Source organism: Limnohabitans sp. Rim11 (assembly GCF_001269365.1).
In the GTDB taxonomy this organism is placed as follows: domain Bacteria; phylum Pseudomonadota; class Gammaproteobacteria; order Burkholderiales; family Burkholderiaceae_C; genus Limnohabitans_A.
In genome coordinates this window covers 198,514-217,204 of record NZ_CXOM01000002.1, presented here as the reverse complement: position 1 = coordinate 217,204, position 18,691 = coordinate 198,514, and the positions used below count along the sequence as shown (strand labels likewise).

24 protein-coding genes are annotated in these 18,691 nt (G+C 53.7%); 14 read left to right on the top strand and 10 right to left on the bottom strand.

All coding sequences use genetic code 11. The features are described from left to right. Positions 1-7 precede the first annotated feature (7 nt). Positions 8-916 carry a 23S rRNA (adenine(2030)-N(6))-methyltransferase RlmJ gene (locus AMM03_RS05790; protein WP_090129527.1) on the bottom strand — a complete coding sequence of 303 codons (909 nt, stop codon included), beginning with the start codon at positions 914-916 and terminating at the stop codon, positions 8-10. Positions 917-1,146: 230 nt separating this feature from the next. Here AMM03_RS05790 and rplM point away from each other — a divergent pair, with 230 nt between their 5' ends. The 3 genes from rplM (at position 1,147) to erpA (ending at position 2,496) form a co-directional block, all read left to right on the top strand. After that, the gene (gene rplM / locus AMM03_RS05785; RefSeq protein ID WP_055361704.1) at positions 1,147-1,578 is read left to right on the top strand and encodes a 50S ribosomal protein L13; all 432 of its coding nucleotides are present in this window, start codon (positions 1,147-1,149) and stop codon (positions 1,576-1,578) included. Positions 1,579-1,590: 12 nt separating this feature from the next. Next, on the top strand, positions 1,591-1,983 hold the full coding sequence (rpsI, locus tag AMM03_RS05780) for a 30S ribosomal protein S9 (protein WP_055361703.1): 393 nt from the start codon (positions 1,591-1,593) through the stop codon (positions 1,981-1,983). A gap of 147 nt (positions 1,984-2,130) precedes the next feature. Continuing rightward, a complete protein-coding gene (gene erpA, locus AMM03_RS05775; protein ID WP_090129526.1) occupies positions 2,131-2,496 on the top strand; it encodes an iron-sulfur cluster insertion protein ErpA in 366 nt (121 codons plus the stop codon). 21 nt (positions 2,497-2,517) lie between these two features. Here the strand turns inward: erpA and AMM03_RS05770 are convergent, their stop codons facing one another. Beyond that, positions 2,518-3,672 carry an anhydro-N-acetylmuramic acid kinase gene (locus tag AMM03_RS05770; protein ID WP_090130633.1) on the bottom strand — a complete coding sequence of 385 codons (1,155 nt, stop codon included), beginning with the start codon at positions 3,670-3,672 and terminating at the stop codon, positions 2,518-2,520. A gap of 90 nt (positions 3,673-3,762) precedes the next feature. Further along, positions 3,763-5,139, bottom strand: coding sequence for a M23 family metallopeptidase (locus AMM03_RS05765; protein WP_090130632.1), 1,377 nt, complete (start codon positions 5,137-5,139; stop codon positions 3,763-3,765). A gap of 123 nt (positions 5,140-5,262) precedes the next feature. Between AMM03_RS05765 and tyrS the strand changes: the two genes are divergently transcribed. From tyrS to AMM03_RS05735, 6 genes are all read left to right on the top strand, one after another. Then, positions 5,263-6,498 (top strand): tyrosine--tRNA ligase, encoded by a 1,236-nt coding sequence (gene tyrS / locus AMM03_RS05760; RefSeq protein WP_090129525.1) that lies wholly within the window; start codon positions 5,263-5,265, stop codon positions 6,496-6,498. Continuing rightward, positions 6,498-7,424, top strand: coding sequence for a cation diffusion facilitator family transporter (locus AMM03_RS05755; RefSeq protein ID WP_090129524.1), 927 nt, complete (start codon positions 6,498-6,500; stop codon positions 7,422-7,424). Before tyrS ends, AMM03_RS05755 begins: the two co-directional genes overlap by 1 nt. Next, the gene (dtd, locus tag AMM03_RS05750) at positions 7,421-7,873 is read left to right on the top strand and encodes a D-aminoacyl-tRNA deacylase (protein ID WP_090129523.1); all 453 of its coding nucleotides are present in this window, start codon (positions 7,421-7,423) and stop codon (positions 7,871-7,873) included. Before AMM03_RS05755 ends, dtd begins: the two co-directional genes overlap by 4 nt. A 221-nt stretch (positions 7,874-8,094) precedes the next feature. Further along, a complete protein-coding gene (gene dbpA, locus AMM03_RS05745; RefSeq protein WP_090129522.1) occupies positions 8,095-9,507 on the top strand; it encodes an ATP-dependent RNA helicase DbpA in 1,413 nt (470 codons plus the stop codon). Between the two features lie 115 nt (positions 9,508-9,622). Continuing rightward, on the top strand, positions 9,623-9,892 hold the full coding sequence (locus AMM03_RS14375) for a BrnT family toxin (RefSeq protein ID WP_090129521.1): 270 nt from the start codon (positions 9,623-9,625) through the stop codon (positions 9,890-9,892). After that, the gene (locus AMM03_RS05735; RefSeq protein ID WP_090129520.1) at positions 9,876-10,079 is read left to right on the top strand and encodes a hypothetical protein; all 204 of its coding nucleotides are present in this window, start codon (positions 9,876-9,878) and stop codon (positions 10,077-10,079) included. The genes AMM03_RS14375 and AMM03_RS05735 overlap by 17 nt, the downstream gene beginning before the upstream one ends. Positions 10,080-10,088: 9 nt before the next feature. Here the strand turns inward: AMM03_RS05735 and ybeY are convergent, their stop codons facing one another. Together ybeY and AMM03_RS05725 are read right to left on the bottom strand one after the other, a co-directional pair. Beyond that, the gene (ybeY, locus tag AMM03_RS05730) at positions 10,089-10,541 is read right to left on the bottom strand and encodes an rRNA maturation RNase YbeY (RefSeq protein WP_090129519.1); all 453 of its coding nucleotides are present in this window, start codon (positions 10,539-10,541) and stop codon (positions 10,089-10,091) included. A gap of 58 nt (positions 10,542-10,599) precedes the next feature. Beyond that, the gene (locus AMM03_RS05725) at positions 10,600-11,556 is read right to left on the bottom strand and encodes a PhoH family protein (RefSeq protein WP_090129518.1); all 957 of its coding nucleotides are present in this window, start codon (positions 11,554-11,556) and stop codon (positions 10,600-10,602) included. Positions 11,557-11,619: 63 nt separating this feature from the next. Between AMM03_RS05725 and ruvA the strand changes: the two genes are divergently transcribed. Both ruvA and ruvB read left to right on the top strand, forming a co-directional pair. Beyond that, positions 11,620-12,192 (top strand): Holliday junction branch migration protein RuvA, encoded by a 573-nt coding sequence (gene ruvA / locus AMM03_RS05720; protein ID WP_090129517.1) that lies wholly within the window; start codon positions 11,620-11,622, stop codon positions 12,190-12,192. 11 nt (positions 12,193-12,203) lie between these two features. Continuing rightward, positions 12,204-13,253 (top strand): Holliday junction branch migration DNA helicase RuvB, encoded by a 1,050-nt coding sequence (gene ruvB / locus AMM03_RS05715; RefSeq protein WP_090129516.1) that lies wholly within the window; start codon positions 12,204-12,206, stop codon positions 13,251-13,253. Positions 13,254-13,285: 32 nt separating this feature from the next. On the opposite strand, the gene AMM03_RS05710 is transcribed toward ruvB, so the two are convergent. Genes AMM03_RS05710 through AMM03_RS05690 form a run of 5 tightly spaced genes read right to left on the bottom strand, consistent with a single transcriptional unit; the run spans position 13,286 to position 16,800 of the window. Next, entirely contained in the window at positions 13,286-13,924 is a 639-nt protein-coding gene (locus AMM03_RS05710) for a histidine phosphatase family protein (RefSeq protein WP_090129515.1), read from the bottom strand. Next, positions 13,925-14,584, bottom strand: coding sequence for a hypothetical protein (locus AMM03_RS05705; RefSeq protein WP_194942793.1), 660 nt, complete (start codon positions 14,582-14,584; stop codon positions 13,925-13,927). It lies immediately after the preceding gene. A 51-nt stretch (positions 14,585-14,635) separates the two neighbouring features. After that, positions 14,636-15,598, bottom strand: coding sequence for a tRNA 2-thiocytidine(32) synthetase TtcA (ttcA, locus tag AMM03_RS05700; protein ID WP_090130631.1), 963 nt, complete (start codon positions 15,596-15,598; stop codon positions 14,636-14,638). 4 nt (positions 15,599-15,602) lie between these two features. After that, positions 15,603-15,995 (bottom strand): dihydroneopterin aldolase, encoded by a 393-nt coding sequence (locus AMM03_RS05695; RefSeq protein ID WP_090129513.1) that lies wholly within the window; start codon positions 15,993-15,995, stop codon positions 15,603-15,605. Between the two features lie 7 nt (positions 15,996-16,002). Then, on the bottom strand, positions 16,003-16,800 hold the full coding sequence (locus AMM03_RS05690) for an SDR family oxidoreductase (protein WP_090129512.1): 798 nt from the start codon (positions 16,798-16,800) through the stop codon (positions 16,003-16,005). A gap of 20 nt (positions 16,801-16,820) precedes the next feature. Between AMM03_RS05690 and AMM03_RS05685 the strand changes: the two genes are divergently transcribed. The 3 genes from AMM03_RS05685 to AMM03_RS05675 all read left to right on the top strand — a co-directional run bounded on the left by AMM03_RS05685 (position 16,821) and on the right by AMM03_RS05675 (position 18,690). Next, the gene (locus AMM03_RS05685; protein ID WP_090129511.1) at positions 16,821-17,939 is read left to right on the top strand and encodes a class I SAM-dependent methyltransferase; all 1,119 of its coding nucleotides are present in this window, start codon (positions 16,821-16,823) and stop codon (positions 17,937-17,939) included. A gap of 7 nt (positions 17,940-17,946) precedes the next feature. After that, positions 17,947-18,141, top strand: a complete 195-nt coding sequence (locus tag AMM03_RS05680; protein WP_090129510.1) for a DUF2905 domain-containing protein — start codon at positions 17,947-17,949, stop codon at positions 18,139-18,141. A 303-nt stretch (positions 18,142-18,444) separates the two neighbouring features. Then, positions 18,445-18,690, top strand: coding sequence for a hypothetical protein (locus tag AMM03_RS05675; protein ID WP_090129509.1), 246 nt, complete (start codon positions 18,445-18,447; stop codon positions 18,688-18,690). Position 18,691: the final 1 nt, after the last annotated feature.

The window sequence follows — 18,691 nt, the reverse complement described above, 5'->3', positions numbered from 1 at the left end:
AAAGCACTTAGCTGTGCTCAACCGCCCAGCTATGACCCGTACCTCTTGCCAACGCTGGCCCTACCACTTCCATAGCCTCGCGCAATTTATCCTTCAGCGTAAACGGCGCATTCACCACAAACATGCCACTGGCCGACAAACCTGCCGAGCTGCCGTCTGTGTTTCGACCAATCGACAGTGTCAGATTGAGCCAAGGCTTTTGGGATTGATTGCTCAAAGTGCGCAAGCGCTTTGGCAAATCGTGCGCTTCGGGCCGCGCAATGATGGGATACCAAACTAAGTAAGTGCCCGTGGCAAAGCGCTTGAGGCAGTCTTGTATGTTAGCGGCCACTTTGCTGTAATCGCTTTTAATTTCGTAGCTGGGGTCCATCAGCACCATGGCGCGCTTAGAGCCCGAAGCCGAAGGCGGTGGCGGGAGCAACTTTTTGAGCGACTCAAATCCGTCTTCGCGGGCAATCATGATGCTGCGGCCTGCATCGAGCTGGGCCACATTGGAGGCTAAGGCTTTGCTGTCAGTAGGATGCAATTCAAACAAACGCAGCTTGTCGCGCGCATCTTTGCGCAACATTGCGTGAATAATGAAAGGTGAGCCGGGGTAAAACTTGGCTTGACCATTGGGGTTGAAGCTGGCAATCATGTCCAGGTAGGCCTGGAGTGCTTCAGGAATGGGCTTGGCGTCTTTCTTGGCACTGGCAACGTCTAGTTGGCTGAGCAGTTTGAAAATGCCATCTGCAGCTTCACCGCCAGTTTCGGAATAGTCGCCATCAAGCCGGTAAAGGCCGGCACCGGCATGGGTGTCCACAATGGTGATGCCGCCCTCTTTTTGCTGCAAGTGCTGCAAAGTGGCAATCAAGGTGAGGTGCTTGATGACATCGGCATGGTTGCCGGCGTGAAAGGCGTGTCTATAACTGAACATGCTCTGATGGTAACGCCTCCACCCCATCAAATGCCAAAAAACCCTTGCAAAACAACAATTTTGTCGTTTAGAATCGAGGGCTTCGCAGCGCATTAGTGATCCCGCGGCGAAGGGCCTAGATTTTTACCGCAGGTAACAACGCACAGGCCAACCCCACCTAAGAGGTTCCCAAAAGAGGAACACCGACCGTGGAAAAGGATCCGACAAACCTTCTTTTAAAGAGAAAACTCATGACAAAAACGTTCAGCGCAAAACCCGCTGACGTGACGCACGAGTGGTTTGTGATTGACGCGACCGACAAGGTCCTCGGACGAGTAGCCAGCGAAGTTGCTCTCCGTTTGCGCGGCAAACACAAGGCCATTTATACGCCTCACGTCGATACTGGCGACTTCATCGTCGTCGTTAACGCAGCACAACTCAAAGTGACTGGCACCAAGTCTTTGGACAAGGTGTACTACCGCCATTCTGGTTATCCAGGCGGCATTACAGCCACTAACTTCCGCGACATGCAGTCCAAGCACCCTGGACGCGCGCTCGAGAAGGCCGTTAAGGGCATGTTGCCCAAAGGTCCTCTGGGCTACGCCATGATCAAAAAACTCAAGGTGTACGGTGGCGCTGAGCACCCCCACACCGCCCAACAGCCTAAAGTGCTGGACATTTAAGGAGCCTTGAGAATGATTGGTGAATGGAACAATGGCACCGGCCGTCGCAAATCTAGCGTCGCCCGCGTGTTTCTGAAAAAAGGCTCTGGCAAGATCACGGTCAATGGCAAGGACATCCAAGCCTACTTCGGCCGCGAGACTTCGATCATGATCGCTAAACAACCTTTGATGTTGACAAACAATGCCGAATCTTTCGACATTCAAATCAACGTTCACGGTGGCGGCGAATCCGGTCAAGCTGGTGCAGCTCGTCACGGCATTACACGTGCCCTGATTGACTATGACGCTTCTTTGAAGCCCGTGCTCAGCCAAGCTGGTTTTGTCACACGTGACGCCCGCGAAGTTGAACGTAAAAAGGTCGGCTTGCACTCTGCTCGTCGCCGTAAGCAGTTCTCTAAGCGTTAATTCGTTTTCAGACTGTTTCAAGAAAACCGCACTGGTTCGCCATGGCGGTTTTTTTTCGCCCAACGAAACCCCTTCTATCAGGGCAGTTATTCAAAGTGAATTGTTGACTGATCCACTATACTACTTGCCTAGTAGACGGAGAAAATCATGAGCGCCTTAGCCGAAACAGTCCAAACAGAAATGCCCGAACCCATTGTCTTTACCGACAGTGCCGCAGCCAAAGTTGCCGATCTAATTGCCGAAGAAGGCAACCCAGATTTGAAACTGCGCGTGTTTGTTCAGGGCGGTGGTTGCTCTGGCTTTCAGTACGGTTTTACATTTGACGAAATCGTCAATGAAGACGACACCACCATGACCAAACATGGCGTGTCATTGCTGATCGATGCCATGAGCTATCAGTACCTCATTGGCGCAGAGATTGATTACAAAGAAGACCTTCAAGGTGCGCAGTTTGTCATCAAGAACCCCAATGCCACCAGCACGTGTGGTTGCGGTTCTTCCTTCTCAACCTGATCGGTTCAGATTGACACAGGGCTATCTAGGATAGATGGCCCCCAGCACACGGGCGCCTCGAGCGCCCGTAACGCTTTCTAGACTTCCCGTTTCTCGCTTCATGGCTTTGGCGGCCAGCCACGCAAAGGCTGCAGCTTCTACTTGTAAAGGTGGCAAGCCGTGCGCTTCGGTTGAAGCCACTTGCACACCCGGCGCATGTGCTTGCAAGCGCGACATGAGTTGCGCGTTTAGTGCGCCACCGCCGCACACCCACAATTGTTTTGCTTCAGGCGCATGGCGTTTTAAATCTTGCGCAATGGCGATGGCCGTGAACTCGCAAAGCGTGGCTTGCACATCGACGGCTTGATAGTCAGTGCGCAAATGTTGTTGCAACCATGCGGGGTTGAACAAATCTCGGCCTGTGCTTTTTGGGGGAGCTAGATGCAAGAAAGCTTCTGTTAATAAGCTTTGCAAAAGCGCATCAATGACTTGACCTTGCGCAGCCCATTCGCCATTGGTATCGTAATCTTTACCTTGGTGCAAATGGACCCAATGGTCCATGAGCGCATTGCCTGGTCCGCAATCGAAGCCAATGATTTCAGCTTTCTCATTTGAAGCATTGCGCATAATACTGATGTTGGAAATGCCGCCAATGTTGACCACTGCAACAGTGTGCGATGGATTGCCAAAAATTTCTGCATGAAAGGCTGGCACCAAGGGTGCGCCTTGACCGCCTGCTGCCAAGTCGCGCGTTCTAAACTCGGCCACCACATCGATGCCCGTGAGCTCGGCCAACAATGCGGGGTTGTTCAGCTGCAAGGTGTAGCCCACTGCGGGTTGGCCAGTGGCAGGGTCGGCATCAAACTCAAGAGGGCGATGACGCACCGTTTGTCCATGTGCGCCAACCGCTTGAATGTCATTGGCTTGCATGCCACTGGCTTTGAGTAACGCATGCACCACTTGGGCGTAGCTTCTTGCTAAGCGATTGCCAGCCAATGCGGCGCGATGCAACTCGTTGTTACCCGGTGTATTCAAACTTAAAAGTTCTGCCCGGAAATCAGCGTCAAATGGCATGAAGACATGCTGCAAGACTTTGAGGCTGGGCGTCTTCAACAACGAAGGAGACAAGTTTTGAACCAATACACCATCGACCCCATCGAGCGAGGTGCCAGACATCAAGCCAATCAAGAATTGCATGGTGGGTTGATGGCCTACTGTTGGGAGTGGCGGGGAGGCTGGCGCAAGCGGGGCGGAAGAGGTCAACCAGGCCCCTGCCAACGCTGAAAATTATTGAATGTTGCCTTGGCGCATTTGCGCCGCGGCCATCAACTGAGAACGTGCAACTTGGGCGCGTTGGTTGAACTGAGGACGCACAGCCGCAGAGACAGGCTCGGCAGAACCTTGTTGGGCCAATGTGAGTGGGTCGACGTGTCGGCCGCCGATGCGGAATTCAAAGTGCAGGTGTGGACCAGTAGACAAGCCCGTAGTACCGACTGCACCAATGATGTCGCCTTGCTTAATGGCTTGGCCGCGTTTGACATTCATTCGGCTAAGGTGAGCATAGACCGTGCTTTGGCGCGCGTTATGCTGAACCACCACCATGTTGCCGTAAGCACCTTGGTAGCTGCTCTCGGTGACTACGCCGTCGGCCACAGAAATAACTGGCGTACCGGTGGGGGCTGCATAGTCAACGCCGGTGTGGGCGCGCCGTGTTTGCAAAATAGGATGGAGGCGTGAACCAAAGCCGCTAGAAAGGCGTGAATACGGCACGGGTGACGCTAAGAAGGCACGGCGCAGGCTGTCGCCTTTCATGGTGTAGTAAGCGCCCTTTTGACCGGGCTCTTGAAACCAAATGGCGTCGTAGGTTTTCTTGTCGTTGGTAATTTCGGCGCTGAGCAAACGACCTGTGCGCAGGGGTTCGCCTTCGGCTTCTAATGTTTCGTACACCACAGAAAACACAGCGCCTTTGCGCAGTGCACGGTGAAAGTCAATTTGACCTGAAAACACGTCGGCCAATTGGCGCGTGACGGTGTCGGGCAAGCGCGCTTCGTCAGAGGCCGCATACAAAGACGAGGCCACTGTGCCGCCGGCCATGCGAACGCTGGCTGTTAAGGGAGCTGTGTCTGTGCGGACGCTGAATGTGTTTTGGGCGCTGCGCGTGATGACCATTCGCTGAAACTGCGAGTCGTTGTCGCTTCTGAGCCAGCGTGTGGTGAGCGTCAGCAGTTGTTGTTGCTCGTTGGCTTCGACCGACACATTGCGGCCAGAGCGATTCAGCAAGGCTTGGCGCGCTTCTGGGTTTTTGCGAATGAAGGCCGCAGCAGCTGAATCAACCAAGCCCAAGCGGCGCAGCAGACTTTCGGGGGTATCTGTGCCGCGGGTGATGTCGTTGCGATAGAGCCTGAGCGTTTTTTGCTCGAGGGATGCAACTTGGGCTTCTAAATTGGGTGTTTCGAGTGTTTCTACCAAAGTGCGCACAGGCAAGTTGGCGGCATCTGGCCCTAAGCTGGCAACCGCAAAGGCGCCGCCACCGCCGCCCAGCAAAACAGCGGCCACCACAGCGGTGACGTGTTGAGGATGACGCGCAACAAAAGCCCGCAGCGTTTCGCTGTGGGCTTTGGCCTGTGCCAACAGCTCTAGGCTGTAGGGTTTGGCAGTCGTCATTAACTGGTCGAAAAAATTCATGCGGTCCGAGAAAAAACAATATCAAGGTCAGCCCTTAAAATAGAGCAGACAATTCCCGCCATTCTAACGCCTAAGCGACCTGGCGCACACTGGAAAACCCTTATGAATTCACCCGTTTCGACCCAATATCCCGTGACAGATGCGGTCAAAGAGGCTTTGGCGGTCACTTTGCGAGGCTGTGAGGAGCTGATTCCCCAAGAAGATTGGGTCAAAAAGCTGGCCAAATCCGAGGCCACGGGTGTGCCATTGCGAATTAAATTGGGATTGGACCCCACGGCGCCAGACATTCACGTGGGCCACACCGTTGTGCTGAACAAGATGCGCCAATTGCAGAATTTGGGTCACCAGGTGATCTTTTTGATTGGCGATTTCACCAGCCTCATTGGCGATCCTTCTGGCCGCAACTCCACGCGTCCCCCTTTGACGCCCGAGCAAATCAAGGCCAACGCCGAAACGTATTACCGACAAGCCAGCTTGGTGCTGGACCCCACCAAAACCGAAATTAGGTACAACAGCGAGTGGAGTTTGCCGCTGGGTGCCATGGGCATGATTCAATTGGCGGCCAAGTACACGGTGGCGCGCATGATGGAGCGCAACGATTTTCACGACCGTTTTAAGGCGGGCACACCCATTAGCGTGCATGAGTTTTTGTACCCCCTCATGCAAGGTTATGACTCCGTGGCTTTGAAGTCCGACTTGGAATTGGGCGGTACCGATCAAAAGTTCAACTTGCTGATGGGCCGCCATTTGCAAGCCGAGTATGGCCAAGAGCCGCAATGCATTTTGACCATGCCTTTGCTGGAAGGCTTGGATGGCGTGGACAAAATGTCCAAGTCCAAGAACAACTACATCGGCATTAGCGAAGAACCCAACACCATGTTTGCCAAGGTACTGTCTATTTCTGACGTGCTGATGTGGCGCTGGTACACCTTGTTGTCGTTCAAATCGATGACCGACATTGAAGCCTTGAAGAAACAAGTGTCTGAAGGATTAAATCCCAAAGAAGCCAAAGTGGCTTTGGCCAAAGAGATTACCTCGCGCTTCCACGGCGCAGCAGCGGCCGAAGCCGCTGAGCAAGACTTTATGAACCGCAGCAAGGGCGGTGTGCCCGATGAAATTCCTGAGGTGAGCTTAAGTGGCGCACCTTTGGGCATTGGCAATTTGCTCAAGATGGCCGGTTTGGCGCCTTCGGGTTCTGAAGCCAATCGATTGATTGATGGCGGCGGTGTGCGCGTGGACTCTTCTGTGGTCAGCGACAAAGGATTGAAGCTAGAAGCAGGGACTTATGTGGTGCAGGTGGGTAAGCGCAAATTTGCGCGTGTGCATTTAAGCGCTTGATGATTTCAAAACTGCCAGCTTGGTCGCCGCGCACTTTAATGTGGGCATCGGTGGTGGTGGCCATCATTACCATCACCCTTAAAACTTTGGCTTGGTGGATCACAGATTCTGTGGGCTTGCTGTCGGACGCCATGGAGTCTTTGGTCAATTTGGCCAGCGCTATTTTTGGCTTGGTGATGGTCACGGTGGCAGCACAACCCGCCGATGCAGAACATCCTTATGGTCACCACAAAGCAGAATATTTTTCTTCGGGCTTTGAAGGCATTTTGATCATTGTGGCGGCCATGGCCATCATTTGGGCCGCCAGTCATCGCATCTTTGATCCACAACCCATTGAGCAAGTCGGTTGGGGTTTGGCTTTGTCAGTGGGTAGTTCGGCTTTGAATGGCTTGTTGGCATGGGTCATGTTTGGTGCAGCCAAAACGCATCGCTCTATTGCGCTTGAAGCCGATGCCAAACATTTGGTCACCGACGTTTGGACTTCGGTGGGTGTGGTCATTGGCATTGCCATGGTCAGCATGACCGGTTGGTTGTGGCTCGATGCGCTCGTTGCCATTGCGGTGGCACTCAACATTTTGAAAGAAGGCATTCACCTGATCTGGCGCTCATCGCAAGGCTTGATGGACGAGGCCGTTGAGCCTGAAGTGATTGCGCAGATCAACGAAACCTTGGCGGGCTTTGCGCACCAACGCGATGACGTTTCTATCATTCGCTTTGACCACATCACCACGCGCAAAGCAGGGCAACGACGTTTTGTCGACATGCACATGCACATGCCGGCCTCTTGGACCTTGGGCCGTGCGGCCGCATTGCGAACGAGTGTCGAGCAGGCCTTGATGAGCGCCGTGCCAGGCTTGCGCGCTTCCATTCAGTTGTTGCCTTCCGATGTAGAAGCACACTTTGATTCTGAAAGAGATTTATTGTGATTGGTGTAGCGCAACGCGTGCTCGAGGCACGAGTGATGGTGGATGGCCAAGTGATTGGTCAAATTCAAAGGGGTTTGTTGCTGCTGTTGTGCGCCGAGCAAGGTGACACGGTGGCCAATGCAGACAAGATGCTCAGCAAACTTCTGAAGTTACGCATTTTTGGTGATGAAGACGGCAAGATGAATCGCTCTTTACAGGACTTGGATGGCAATGGTTTGCAGGGTGGTTTGTTGGTGGTGAGTCAGTTCACTTTGGCCGCCGATGTGAGCAGCGGCAACCGCCCCAGTTTTAAACGCGCTGCGTCACCAGCAGATGGACAGCGTCTGTACGACTACTTCGTAACCCAAGCCCGAGAGGCACACCCCATAGTGCAAACGGGTCAGTTTGCTGCTGACATGAAGGTTCACTTGGTGAATGACGGACCTGTCACCATCCCTATACATACGTAATCGGGGTAAGTTTCATCCTCTCCGGAGAGAGTAAAACAATTGGGGTCAGATCAACATTAATTTCTAATCTAAAGGGCTTAAGGCAAAGGGGGCTGAACGATTTCTGGTACTCCAGTATGAGGAAGCCCCCTTTGCCTTAAGCCCTTTAGATTGACAAAATTAATGTTGATCTGACCCCAATTGTTTTTTCACCCCAAGCCTCCCACACGCATAATCGACGCATGAACGAAAACAAAAATGATTTTGCGAAGCTGAGTTTGTCGGCTTCGATGTTGGGCAATTTAGAGCAGTTGGGCTATTTGCAAATGACGGCCATTCAGGCGGCCAGCTTGCCTGTGACCTTGGCTGGCAAAGATTTGATTGCACAGGCCAGTACAGGCAGTGGTAAGACGGCTGCTTTTGGCATCCCCTTGGTGGAAAAAATTCTGCCCGCAGACTTTGCCGTTCAGGCCATGATCTTGTGCCCGACACGTGAATTGGCCGATCAGGTCAGTCAAGAAATTCGACGCTTGGCGCGTGCGGTGGGCAATGTCAAAGTAGTCACCTTGTGCGGTGGCGTGGCCTTGCGTGGCCAAGTGTTGAGCTTGGAGCATGGCGCACACGTAGTGGTCGGCACGCCCGGTCGCATCATGGACCATTTGGAGCGCGGCTCTTTGAAACTCAAAGGCCTCAAAACCTTGGTGCTCGACGAAGCCGATCGCATGCTCGACATGGGCTTCTTTGACGACATTGCCACAGTCGCCAGACAGTGTCCGCAAAATCGTCAAACCTTGTTGTTCTCGGCCACCTATCCTGAAGGCATTGCCAAGTTGGCCACGCAGTTCATGAAAGAACCGCAAACCGTGAAGGTGGAAACACAACACAGCGCCAACAAAATCAAACAGATCTTTGTGCAGGTGAAAGAGTCTGAGCGACTGCACGCCGTGTCGATGGTGTTGAATCATTTCCGCCCAACTTCTACGCTGGCGTTTTGCAATACCAAAGTGCAGTGCCGCGATTTGGTGGCGGTGCTGCAAGCACAGGGCTTCAGTGCGCTGGCGCTGTATGGTGAATTAGAGCAGCGTGAACGCGACCAAGTGCTGATTCAATTTGCCAACAGAAGTTGCTCTGTTTTGGTGGCCACCGATGTGGCGGCGCGCGGATTGGATGTGGCGCAACTGGAGGCGGTGATCAACGTTGATGTCACCCCCGATGCCGAAGTGCACATTCACCGCATTGGCCGCACAGGCCGTGCCGATGCAGAAGGCTTGGCGGTGAGTTTGGCCAGCATGGACGAGATGGGCTATGTGGGCAAGATTGAAGTGCTGCAAGGCCGCGAATCTAGCTGGCAAGAGTTGAGTACATTCACGCCTGCTGGCAAAGACATGCTGGTACCCGCTATGGCCACCTTGCAAATTGTGGGCGGTCGCAAAGAGAAGATTCGTGCGGGTGATGTGCTGGGTGCACTCACGGGCGATGCAGGTTACACGCGTGAGCAGGTGGGCAAGATCAATGTGAATGAATACTCCACTTATGTGGCGGTTGCGCGTGAGATTGCACATGAAGCTGCTGACAAGTTGTCGCGCGGTAGAGTAAAAGGCAAGTCGGTGAAAGTGCGTTTGCTGGAAGATGCTTCTGGTGTAGACAGCGAATAAGCGTTGTTGTTGCTTTAGTTATTTTTAATAGATTTACTAGATTGCAAAGACGATCATTGATTCACTGATACTCAATGTAGGTCCATGAAGTTGAGGGCTCAAGCATCATGACTTGATGCTCTTTACATGTGATCCCAATAAAAGCCGTGCAAATTATTTCAAACATGGCATAGTGCTTGAGTTCGCTCAATATCTTGATTGGGATAAAGCTTTCATTTTTGAAGACGAGCGCCGAAATTACAACGAGACTCGCATACATGGACTGGTCCCGTTAGACGGCAGACTTTATAGTCTGATCTATGTTCTGCGAAATGGTTCTACCAGATGTATCAGTTTGCGGAAAGCAAACAAACGGGAGGCTAAGCTCTATGAAAAAAATCAATAAAAACACCCAGAAAATTAAAATCATCATGCCAACGGATGACGAAGACTATCAAATCACTTTGGCAGCCATGAGCGATCCAGATAACCCGCCTTTGACTGATGCTGATTTTGAGTACATGGAAAGGCATGGCGTCTTTGGCGCGCCCTGGACCAAGCCTGGTTATGGTCAAGTTAAAAAAACAAACTGACCTCTGAAATTAATACGGGTTCTTAAATCCCAGCCTGTGCATGATCTCAACCTCATGCGCCTCCATGGCCTCGGCATCGGCCTCACTGGTCTCATGATCCCAGCCTTGCGCATGCAAGGTGCCATGCACCAGCAAATGCGCATAGTGCGCCTGCAATGTCTTGCCTTGCTCACGGGCTTCCTTGGCCACTACCGGCGCGCACAACACCAAATCGGCCATCACCACAGGTGACTGCATGTAATCAAACGTCAGCACATTGGTGGCGTAGTCTTTCTTACGAAACTCACGGTTCAAGCGTTGACCTTCTTCGGCGTCCACAATGCGCACTGTGATTTCGCCATCAGCAGCCAAGCTGCGACGAACCCAGCGGGCTACTTTATGACGAGGCAAGGCGGCACGATGGCGCGCAGCGTAGGGGATGTCGCCAAATTGCAAAGAAAAGTTAAGAGTGGAAAGTGCCATGTCGAGAAAAGCGATATTAAATTAGGTGAACGTCAGAAAATCTGGCGAAGCGAGCACTTTAAGCGTCAATCGATCGACTGCGTACCGTGGTTCTTTGCGCATCATAAGCATCCACAATGCGCGCTACCAAAGGATGACGCACCACATCCGCGCTAGAAAATCGCGTCATGGCAATGCCCTTCACGCGCCTTAAAACACGCTCGGCATCAATCAAGCCACTGAGTTGCCCTTTGGGCAAATCGATCTGACTCACATCCCCCGTGACCACCGCCTTGGCGCCAAAGCCAATGCGGGTGAGGAACATTTTCATTTGCTCTGGCGTGGTGTTTTGCGCTTCGTCCAAAATGACAAAGGCATTGTTCAAGGTGCGGCCGCGCATAAAAGCCAAGGGTGCAATTTCAATGGCATTGCGCTCAAAGGCTTTTTGCACTTTGTCATAGCCCATGAGGTCGTAGAGTGCGTCGTACAAAGGCCTTAGGTAAGGGTCCACTTTTTGCGATAAATCGCCTGGCAAGAAGCCCAAGCGCTCGCCAGCTTCTACGGCAGGGCGAGTCAGCACAATGCGCTGCACACTGGCGCGTTCTAACGCGTCTACAGCACAGGCCACAGCCAAGTAAGTTTTGCCGGTACCAGCAGGGCCAATGCCAAACGTAATGTCGTGCGTGGCAATGTTGTCCATGTACAAAGCTTGCACGGGCGTACGGGCTTTGAGGTCGGCGCGGCGGGTTTGCAGCGTGGGCACGTCGGGGTTGTTGGCCACCTCGGGGTCGCCGGCCATCATGAGTTGCAGTGAATCTTCCTTGATGGGCCGATCGGCCATCTCGTAAAGGGCTTGCAGCAACTCGAGTGCTTGGTTGGCCTTGGCTTTGGGGCCGTCAATCTTGAATTGCTCGTGCCGATGCGCAATTTTGACCTGCAGACCGGCCTCGATGGCGCGCAAATGGGCGTCCATGGGGCCGCAAAGATGCGTCATGCGGGTATTGTTGTGCGGCGTGAAGTTGTGTCTGACAATCAAGCTGATAATCTCCCTATACCCCCTAATGATAGGCACTTATCTGATGAAGAAGAACGGCAGGCCATGATTGGTCAGTTAACAGGCACTTTGATCGACAAAAACCCACCCGAAGTGATGGTGGATTGCCATGGCGTGGGCTATGAGGTGAGTGTGCCCATGAGCACTTTTTACAACTTGCCCGCCTTGGGCGAGAAGGTCAAGCTGCTCACGCATTTTGTGGTGCGCGAGGATGCGCAGCTGTTGTACGGTTTTGCCACGGTTGAAGAGCGTGCGGCTTTTAGGCAGTTGATCAAAATTTCGGGCGTGGGCCCCCGTACCGCATTGAGTGTGCTGTCGGGCATGGGCGTGGCCGATTTGGCGCAGGCCATCACGCAACAAGAATCCGGTCGCTTGGTCAAGGTGCCAGGTATTGGCAAGAAAACCGCTGAGCGTTTGCTGCTAGAACTCAAAGGTAAATTGGGCGCCGACCTCCTCACCACGGGCAGCACCTCACACGACCACGCCAACGACATTTTGCAAGCCCTGGTGGCTTTGGGCTACAGTGACAAAGAAGCCGCGTTGGCCTTGAAATCTTTGCCCCCCGATGTGGGCGTGAGCGATGGCATCAAGATGGCGCTCAAGGCTTTGGCCAAATAAAATAATCAAACATGAGCATTCAAACCGACGACTTTGGCACACCACCGCCTGCACGGATGGTCGACGCCGCTCCCGCAACGCCCCAAGAAGAAGCCATAGAGCGCGCCCTGCGCCCCAAGTTGCTAGACGACTATGTAGGCCAAGCCAAGGTGCGCGAGCAGCTCGAAATTTTCATTGGCGCGGCCAAAATGCGCGGCGAGCCTTTAGACCACGTGCTGCTGTTTGGCCCGCCTGGTTTGGGCAAGACCACCTTAAGCCACATCATTGCCGCAGAGCTTGGCGTGAACCTGCGTCAAACCAGTGGCCCCGTTTTAGAAAAGCCCAAAGACTTGGCAGCCTTGCTGACCAATTTGGAAAAGAACGATGTGTTGTTCATTGACGAGATTCACCGCTTGTCTCCCGTGGTGGAAGAGATTTTGTACCCCGCCTTAGAGGACTACCAAATTGACATCATGATTGGTGAAGGCCCCGCAGCGCGCAGCATCAAGCTCGATTTGCAGCCCTTCACTTTGGTGGGCGCCACCACCCGCGCGGGCATGTTGACCAATCCTTTGCGCGACCGATTCGGTATTGTGTCGCGCCTTGAGTTTTACACGCCAGAAGAGTTGGCGTGCATTGTCAAGCGCAGTGCCAGCCTGCTCAAAGCGCCCATGGACGCGGCTGGTGGCGAAGAAATTGCCAAGCGCTCACGCGGTACACCGCGCATTGCCAATCGGTTGCTCCGACGTGTTCGCGATTACGCCGACGTCAAAGGCGTGGGCCACATCACGCACGACATTGCCAAACGCGCATTGGCCATGCTCGATGTGGACCCCGAAGGTTTTGATTTGATGGACCGCAAGCTGTTGGAAGCCGTCATTCACCGTTTTGATGGTGGGCCTGTGGGCTTGGACAACATTGCCGCCAGCATTGGCGAAGAGCGCGACACCATTGAAGATGTGATTGAGCCGTACCTGATTCAACAAGGCTTTTTGCAACGAACACCCCGCGGCAGAACAGCCACCTTGGCGGCCTACAGGCATTTGGGTGTGACGCCGCCCAAGAGCTTTACGCAAGCATAAATCGATGGCTGTCAACGCTCAACTGCATTGACTTAAAACTCGTCGCGAGTCGATTCATCCAAGTGAGATGTATCCGCCCACCCCACCAATGACACACCTTGCGGCGTCCACAACAAACGATTGATGGCCGTGTTGGTGAGCGTCCAAGTGCGAGGTGCTTGCAAATCTTGTTGGGTGGCAATGCGATACAACAAGTCCATGACACCCCCATGTGCAAACAAAGCGATGTGTTGTCCCATGTGTTTGGCTGCCAATTCATCCAGAGTTTGGCGCACACGTTGTTCCATGACCACCAAGGACTCGCCGCCGTTGGGCGGCATCCAATGCGGATCGCGCTTGCGCCAACGCAGGGCATCTTCGGGCAAATCTTTTTCAATCTCGGCAAAGGTCTTGCCTTCAAACGCGCCAAAGCCACGCTCGCGCAGGCCAGGGTGGCTGATGGTTTCAAGCCCTTGCTGAACAGCCACCGCTGTGGCCGTTTGATGTGCGCGTTTTAAGTCGCTGGTGTACACCGCATGCAAGGGGTCTTGTGCGGCCAAGGCTTGCGCCAGTTGACCGGCCTGCCATTCGCCTTTGGCATTCAATGGAATATCGAGTTGACCCTGAATGCGGGTATCGACGTTCCACGCGGTTTCGCCATGCCGGATGGCAATGATTCTGGTGGCCTGCATTTATCGGGGTAGCGTGGTATCGACGCGCCGGTTCATGACGCTGGGTTGAGGAAAGCCTTGCAAAGCTGCGCCCATGATGGCGCTCAAGATGGTGGGGTGGTCGGCCCAAGGGCCGTCATGGGAAGCCTTGGTTTGGTAAACCACTTGGCTGGTTTTGAGGTCGCGAATGATGATACTGACCTCTTGGGCATAGGCCACGGCAGGTGGAAAGCCAGGACGAATGCCGGGGTACACCGGCCCACCCACGCTCCAGCCAATATTGGTGCTCATGCCGCGTGGACGATAGCCACTGCCAATGCCAATGTGAAGGTGATTGACCCAAGGTCCTCGCACAGGGCGCCCCCATGTGTCTGTGATGAACTCTGCGGTACGCACACCCACCCAAACACTGTATTGAGCGTCGACATCGTTGCGAGTCCATCCCAAAGGTGTTAACACAGCTTCTAATTCAACTTCGGCCCAACCCGCTTGGACGCTGTTGACATCTGCTGGCAGACGCTCCCATCTAAACAGGGCTTGTTTGGGTGCTGCAGAGCCAGTAGGCCATTGTGTGCTGGTTTGCACTTGGCTTTCAAGCACGCGCATGGTGCTACAGCCACTGAGAAACAGCACGCAGCAGAGGGCTAAAAATCCAGAGATGAATTTGAATTGACGTGTCATCTTGTGCACTTTCATTGAGAAATCAATCAACCCGAGATTTCAAATGGCGACTCAAAGTTGAACCACCTGCACACCTTGCAAGCTGGCCATCACATTGGGCGCTTCAAAGCTCTCTTCGTCAAATGCTTTGTCACCGTCTTCGGTGGGCATGCCTGTGATTTTTAAATTTTTGAAGTCATGCAATTCGGTGTCCATCAAATGCGAGGGCACCACATTTTGCAAAGCGGCAAACATGTTTTCAATACGGCCTGGAAACTTTTTTTGCCAGTCGCGAATCATGTTGCCAATTTGTTTGCGCTGCAAGTTTTCTTGGCTGCCGCACAAGGTGCAAGGAATGATGGGGAACTGACGGTGCTCGGCCCAGCGCGCCAAGTCGGCTTCGGCCACATGGGCCAAAGGCCGAATAACCATGAACTCGCCGTTGTCGCTGAGCAATTTGGGCGGCATGCCTTTGAGCTTGCCGCCAAAGAACATGTTCAAGAAAAAGGTTTGCAACATGTCGTCGCGGTGATGGCCTAGTGCCAGCTTGTTGCACTTTAATTCGCGCGCGACTTTGTACAAAATGCCGCGACGCAACCTGCTGCACAAACTGCACATGGTTTTGCCTTCAGGAATTTTGTCCTTGACGATGGAGTAGGTGTCCTGCGTTTCAATGTGAAACGGGATGCCCACGTTGGCCAAATAAGCCGGCAAGATTTCTGCTGGAAAGCCAGGTTGCTTTTGGTCCAAGTTGACGGCAATGAGTTCAAAGTCGACGGGCGCGCGGGCTTTCATCTTCAGCAAAATGTCGAGCATGCCGTAGCTGTCTTTGCCGCCCGACATGCAGACCATGACGCGGTCGCCTTCTTCAATCATGTTGAACTCGCTGATGGCCTGGCCCACCTGTCGGCACAAGCGTTTTTCGAGCTTGTGCGTTTCGCGTTCAATTTTGATGGCCTTGGCTTTTTGCTCGGCAGCAAGTTCGGCTTCATCGGCCACGGCTTCTAGCCATGCGTTGTGTGTGGGTGCGTTCATGGCTTCACCATTGTCCTGTTTCCATGCGAATGGCAACTTCGCAATCTTCAAAAATTTCTAACTTGGCAATCTTCACGCGCACACCTTTGACACCATGCAATTGCATGAGGCGGTGCGAGAGTTTGCCAATGAGGCTTTCTAGCAAATTGACATGCTCGGCGGTGCATTCATCGATGATGATTTTGCGCACCTTGCGATAGTCCAATACATTGCTGATGTCGTCGTCGTGCGGCAGCAAAGGTTGCGGGCCAAGGTTGAGTTCGGCGTCCACTTGAATAGGCTGCGGCGCTGTTTTCTCGTGCTCCAAAATACCCAAGTTGGCGTCAAAGCGCAGACCTGTGAGCGTAAGGGTTTGGTTGCCAGAGGTGGCTGCTGGATTTGAAAGAGTGGCCGTCATGGTGTATTCACATCAAAGAAAAGTCGCGCTCGAATTTCATCAAGTGCTGACCGCCATCCACCAACAATGTGGTACCTGTGATGGCGCGGTTGTGCATGGCAAACACCACGGTGCTGACCACATCTTCAACAGAAGAAGATCGGCCTAGCGGGCTGAGCTTGTGCAGTTGTTCAAATTTGTCGTCGGCCAACATGTGGCTAGTAAGCGTGAGGCCTGGTGCCACGCCCACCACTCGCACTTGGGGCGCCAAGGCTTGCGCCAACAAAGTGTTGGCCGCTTCCAGTGCCGCCTTGGACAAGGTGTAGCTTAAAAAATCGGGATTGGGATTCCATAACTTTTGATCGAGCATGTTGATGACCACTGCCTCGGCAGCGGGCGCTTTCCGATCTTGGCAATGTTGGTGCAGGGCCTGCGCCAACACAATGGCGGCGCCGGTATTGCTGGCCCAATGCGCGGCCATGTTGGTGTAGCTAAAGCTTTGAACATCGTCGTGTTCAAACAAAGCGGCACTGTTGACCACAGCACTGAGGGCCCCCATTTGCTTGACGACTTGGGGCAGTAGCGCTTTGGTGGCGGCTTCGTCTGCCAAATCGGCTTGGAAGATGCACAAGCGGGGGGCTGTTGAATCGCCGTTCAAGGTCAAGCAGTCTTGGGCCGTTTGCAAGGCCTCGGCTTCGGAGCTTTTGTAATGCACCGCCACTCGCCATCCGGCACGCGCCAAGCCCAGGGCAATTTCGCGGCCTAAGCGCTTGCCGGCGCCTGTAACCAGGGCCGTGCGAGGGGCGGATGAAAGAGGAGCCGACATTCGGGGACAATCAGGGGGTGATGACAGAACCTCATAGTTTAACGACCGACATGCGCTTGCGCGTGCACAAGGCCATTTCTGATGCGCAGGGCTGGTTGCCTTTTGACCAATTTATGGCCATGGCCTTGTACGAGCCTGGGCTAGGCTATTACGCCAACCAGCAGCCCAAGTTTGGCAGCATGCCCCAGTCGGGCAGCGATTTTGTAACAGCTCCCGAGTTGTCGCCCATGTTTGGCGCCACCTTGGCCAAGCAGGTGGCTGAGGCTTTGGCCGCCAGCGGCACCGATGAAGTGTGGGAATTTGGCGCAGGCAGTGGTGCCTTGGCGCAGCAACTGCTGACAGAACTCAAGCGTTTGGGTTGCCCCCTTAAGCGCTACAACATCATGGACTTGTCCAGCACCTTGAAGGCTCGGCAGCAGGCCAAATTGGCCGAATGGGGCGATCAAGTGCGGTGGCTCAGCCAATGGTCGGACACCCTGCAAGGCGTGGTGGTGGGCAACGAAGTGCTCGATGCCATGCCGGTGAAGCTGCTCCATCGCATTCAAGGGCAATGGCACGAGAGGGGCGTGGTGCAGGCCGACAACGAACACGGATTGGCTTGGCAAGACCGGCCCACTGAGCTTCGTCCGCCCATGGCGCCTGTGGGCGAGCACGATTATTTGACCGAAATTCAGCCGCAAGCAGAAGCCTTTGTGGCTAGCTTGGCCGAACGCCTGTTGGCCAGTGAAAAAGGCGGCGCAGCATTCTTTTTGGACTATGGGTTTCCAGAGTCCGAATACTTTCACCCCGAGCGCCACATGGGCACTGTGATGTGCCATCAGGCGCACAAGGCCGACCCCAATCCGCTTGAAAACGTGGGTTTGAAAGACATCACGGCCCATGTCAATTTCACGGGCATTGCATTGGCAGGGCAAGACGCAGGCTTGCAGGTCTTGGGTTACACCAGCCAAGCGCGGTTTTTATTGAACTTGGGAATGGCCGAAAAAATGGCCGATTCGCCTTTGGTCGAGCGGGCACAGGCCATGAAACTCCTGAGCGAGCATGAGATGGGCGAGCTGTTCAAGGTGATTGGTTTTGCCACCCACGACCATTGGCAAGCCCAAGGTTTTGCAGCGGGCGACCGCAGTCACCGGCTTTAAGGATCCCATGCTGCGCTGGCTCATTGTGGTTTTTTTGGCGCTGTTGCTCATTAGCTGGGTACGGCCTTGGCTAGAAAAGATGGGCTTGGGCAAATTGCCCGGTGACTTTCACTTCAAATTGTTTGGTCGCGAGTGGTTTATTCCGTTCACCAGCACCTTGTTGTTGAGCTTTGTACTCAGCCTGTTGACCAAGTTGTTGTAAATAAACGGCGACTTTTAAAACATTTGTGTTACAGTTCGGCTCTTGTGGCCTTCCGCTAGATCCAAATATAGGCAGGTCACAACAAGCGCGGTTCCTGATTGAAGTCTGATTTCTCGTGATTCAGGCTTGAACAGAAGAGCGGCGCACCCCCAAATTTGGGTGGGTTTGATTTCACGCTTCCCCCTATTTCCAGTACTCAGTTCAGTGCTTAGCCAACAGTTAAGCCAAGGACTTTTGGACCCCTTGCCTGTTTGGCAAGTTGCCAACTGTTGTTCTGTGCACACCAATTTTTTAGCTTATTAGATGATTCATACAATTACTTTTGAAAATAACCCCGTCACCGTGGGAAAATACCGCATTGCCGCTTGTCCGCGCGCATTGCCCTGTGGCCGTTTTGCGGCGCAAGTGTCAGTGGCCAGTGGACGTGGCAGTGCAAGTACCGATCGGGTGATGTGTTTTACCAATGACTTCGCCACCCGCGATGCTGCCGCCAGTTTTGCACTGGCAAAGGGTTTGGATTGGGTGCGTGACAGCACGCAAGCCCACTGAA

Coding starts and splice junctions, on each gene's coding strand:
- AMM03_RS05790 (WP_090129527.1), bottom strand. CDS start 916: ATGTTCAGTTATAGACACGCCTTTCACGCCGGCAACCATGCCGATGTC.
- rplM (WP_055361704.1), top strand. CDS start 1,147: ATGACAAAAACGTTCAGCGCAAAACCCGCTGACGTGACGCACGAGTGG.
- rpsI (WP_055361703.1), top strand. CDS start 1,591: ATGATTGGTGAATGGAACAATGGCACCGGCCGTCGCAAATCTAGCGTC.
- erpA (WP_090129526.1), top strand. CDS start 2,131: ATGAGCGCCTTAGCCGAAACAGTCCAAACAGAAATGCCCGAACCCATT.
- AMM03_RS05770 (WP_090130633.1), bottom strand. CDS start 3,672: ATGCAATTCTTGATTGGCTTGATGTCTGGCACCTCGCTCGATGGGGTC.
- AMM03_RS05765 (WP_090130632.1), bottom strand. CDS start 5,139: ATGACGACTGCCAAACCCTACAGCCTAGAGCTGTTGGCACAGGCCAAA.
- tyrS (WP_090129525.1), top strand. CDS start 5,263: ATGAATTCACCCGTTTCGACCCAATATCCCGTGACAGATGCGGTCAAA.
- AMM03_RS05755 (WP_090129524.1), top strand. CDS start 6,498: ATGATTTCAAAACTGCCAGCTTGGTCGCCGCGCACTTTAATGTGGGCA.
- dbpA (WP_090129522.1), top strand. CDS start 8,095: ATGAACGAAAACAAAAATGATTTTGCGAAGCTGAGTTTGTCGGCTTCG.
- AMM03_RS14375 (WP_090129521.1), top strand. CDS start 9,623: ATGCTCTTTACATGTGATCCCAATAAAAGCCGTGCAAATTATTTCAAA.
- AMM03_RS05735 (WP_090129520.1), top strand. CDS start 9,876: ATGAAAAAAATCAATAAAAACACCCAGAAAATTAAAATCATCATGCCA.
- ybeY (WP_090129519.1), bottom strand. CDS start 10,541: ATGGCACTTTCCACTCTTAACTTTTCTTTGCAATTTGGCGACATCCCC.
- ruvA (WP_090129517.1), top strand. CDS start 11,620: ATGATTGGTCAGTTAACAGGCACTTTGATCGACAAAAACCCACCCGAA.
- ruvB (WP_090129516.1), top strand. CDS start 12,204: ATGAGCATTCAAACCGACGACTTTGGCACACCACCGCCTGCACGGATG.
- AMM03_RS05710 (WP_090129515.1), bottom strand. CDS start 13,924: ATGCAGGCCACCAGAATCATTGCCATCCGGCATGGCGAAACCGCGTGG.
- AMM03_RS05705 (WP_194942793.1), bottom strand. CDS start 14,584: ATGACACGTCAATTCAAATTCATCTCTGGATTTTTAGCCCTCTGCTGC.
- ttcA (WP_090130631.1), bottom strand. CDS start 15,598: ATGAACGCACCCACACACAACGCATGGCTAGAAGCCGTGGCCGATGAA.
- AMM03_RS05695 (WP_090129513.1), bottom strand. CDS start 15,995: ATGACGGCCACTCTTTCAAATCCAGCAGCCACCTCTGGCAACCAAACC.
- AMM03_RS05690 (WP_090129512.1), bottom strand. CDS start 16,800: ATGTCGGCTCCTCTTTCATCCGCCCCTCGCACGGCCCTGGTTACAGGC.
- AMM03_RS05685 (WP_090129511.1), top strand. CDS start 16,821: ATGACAGAACCTCATAGTTTAACGACCGACATGCGCTTGCGCGTGCAC.
- AMM03_RS05680 (WP_090129510.1), top strand. CDS start 17,947: ATGCTGCGCTGGCTCATTGTGGTTTTTTTGGCGCTGTTGCTCATTAGC.
- AMM03_RS05675 (WP_090129509.1), top strand. CDS start 18,445: ATGATTCATACAATTACTTTTGAAAATAACCCCGTCACCGTGGGAAAA.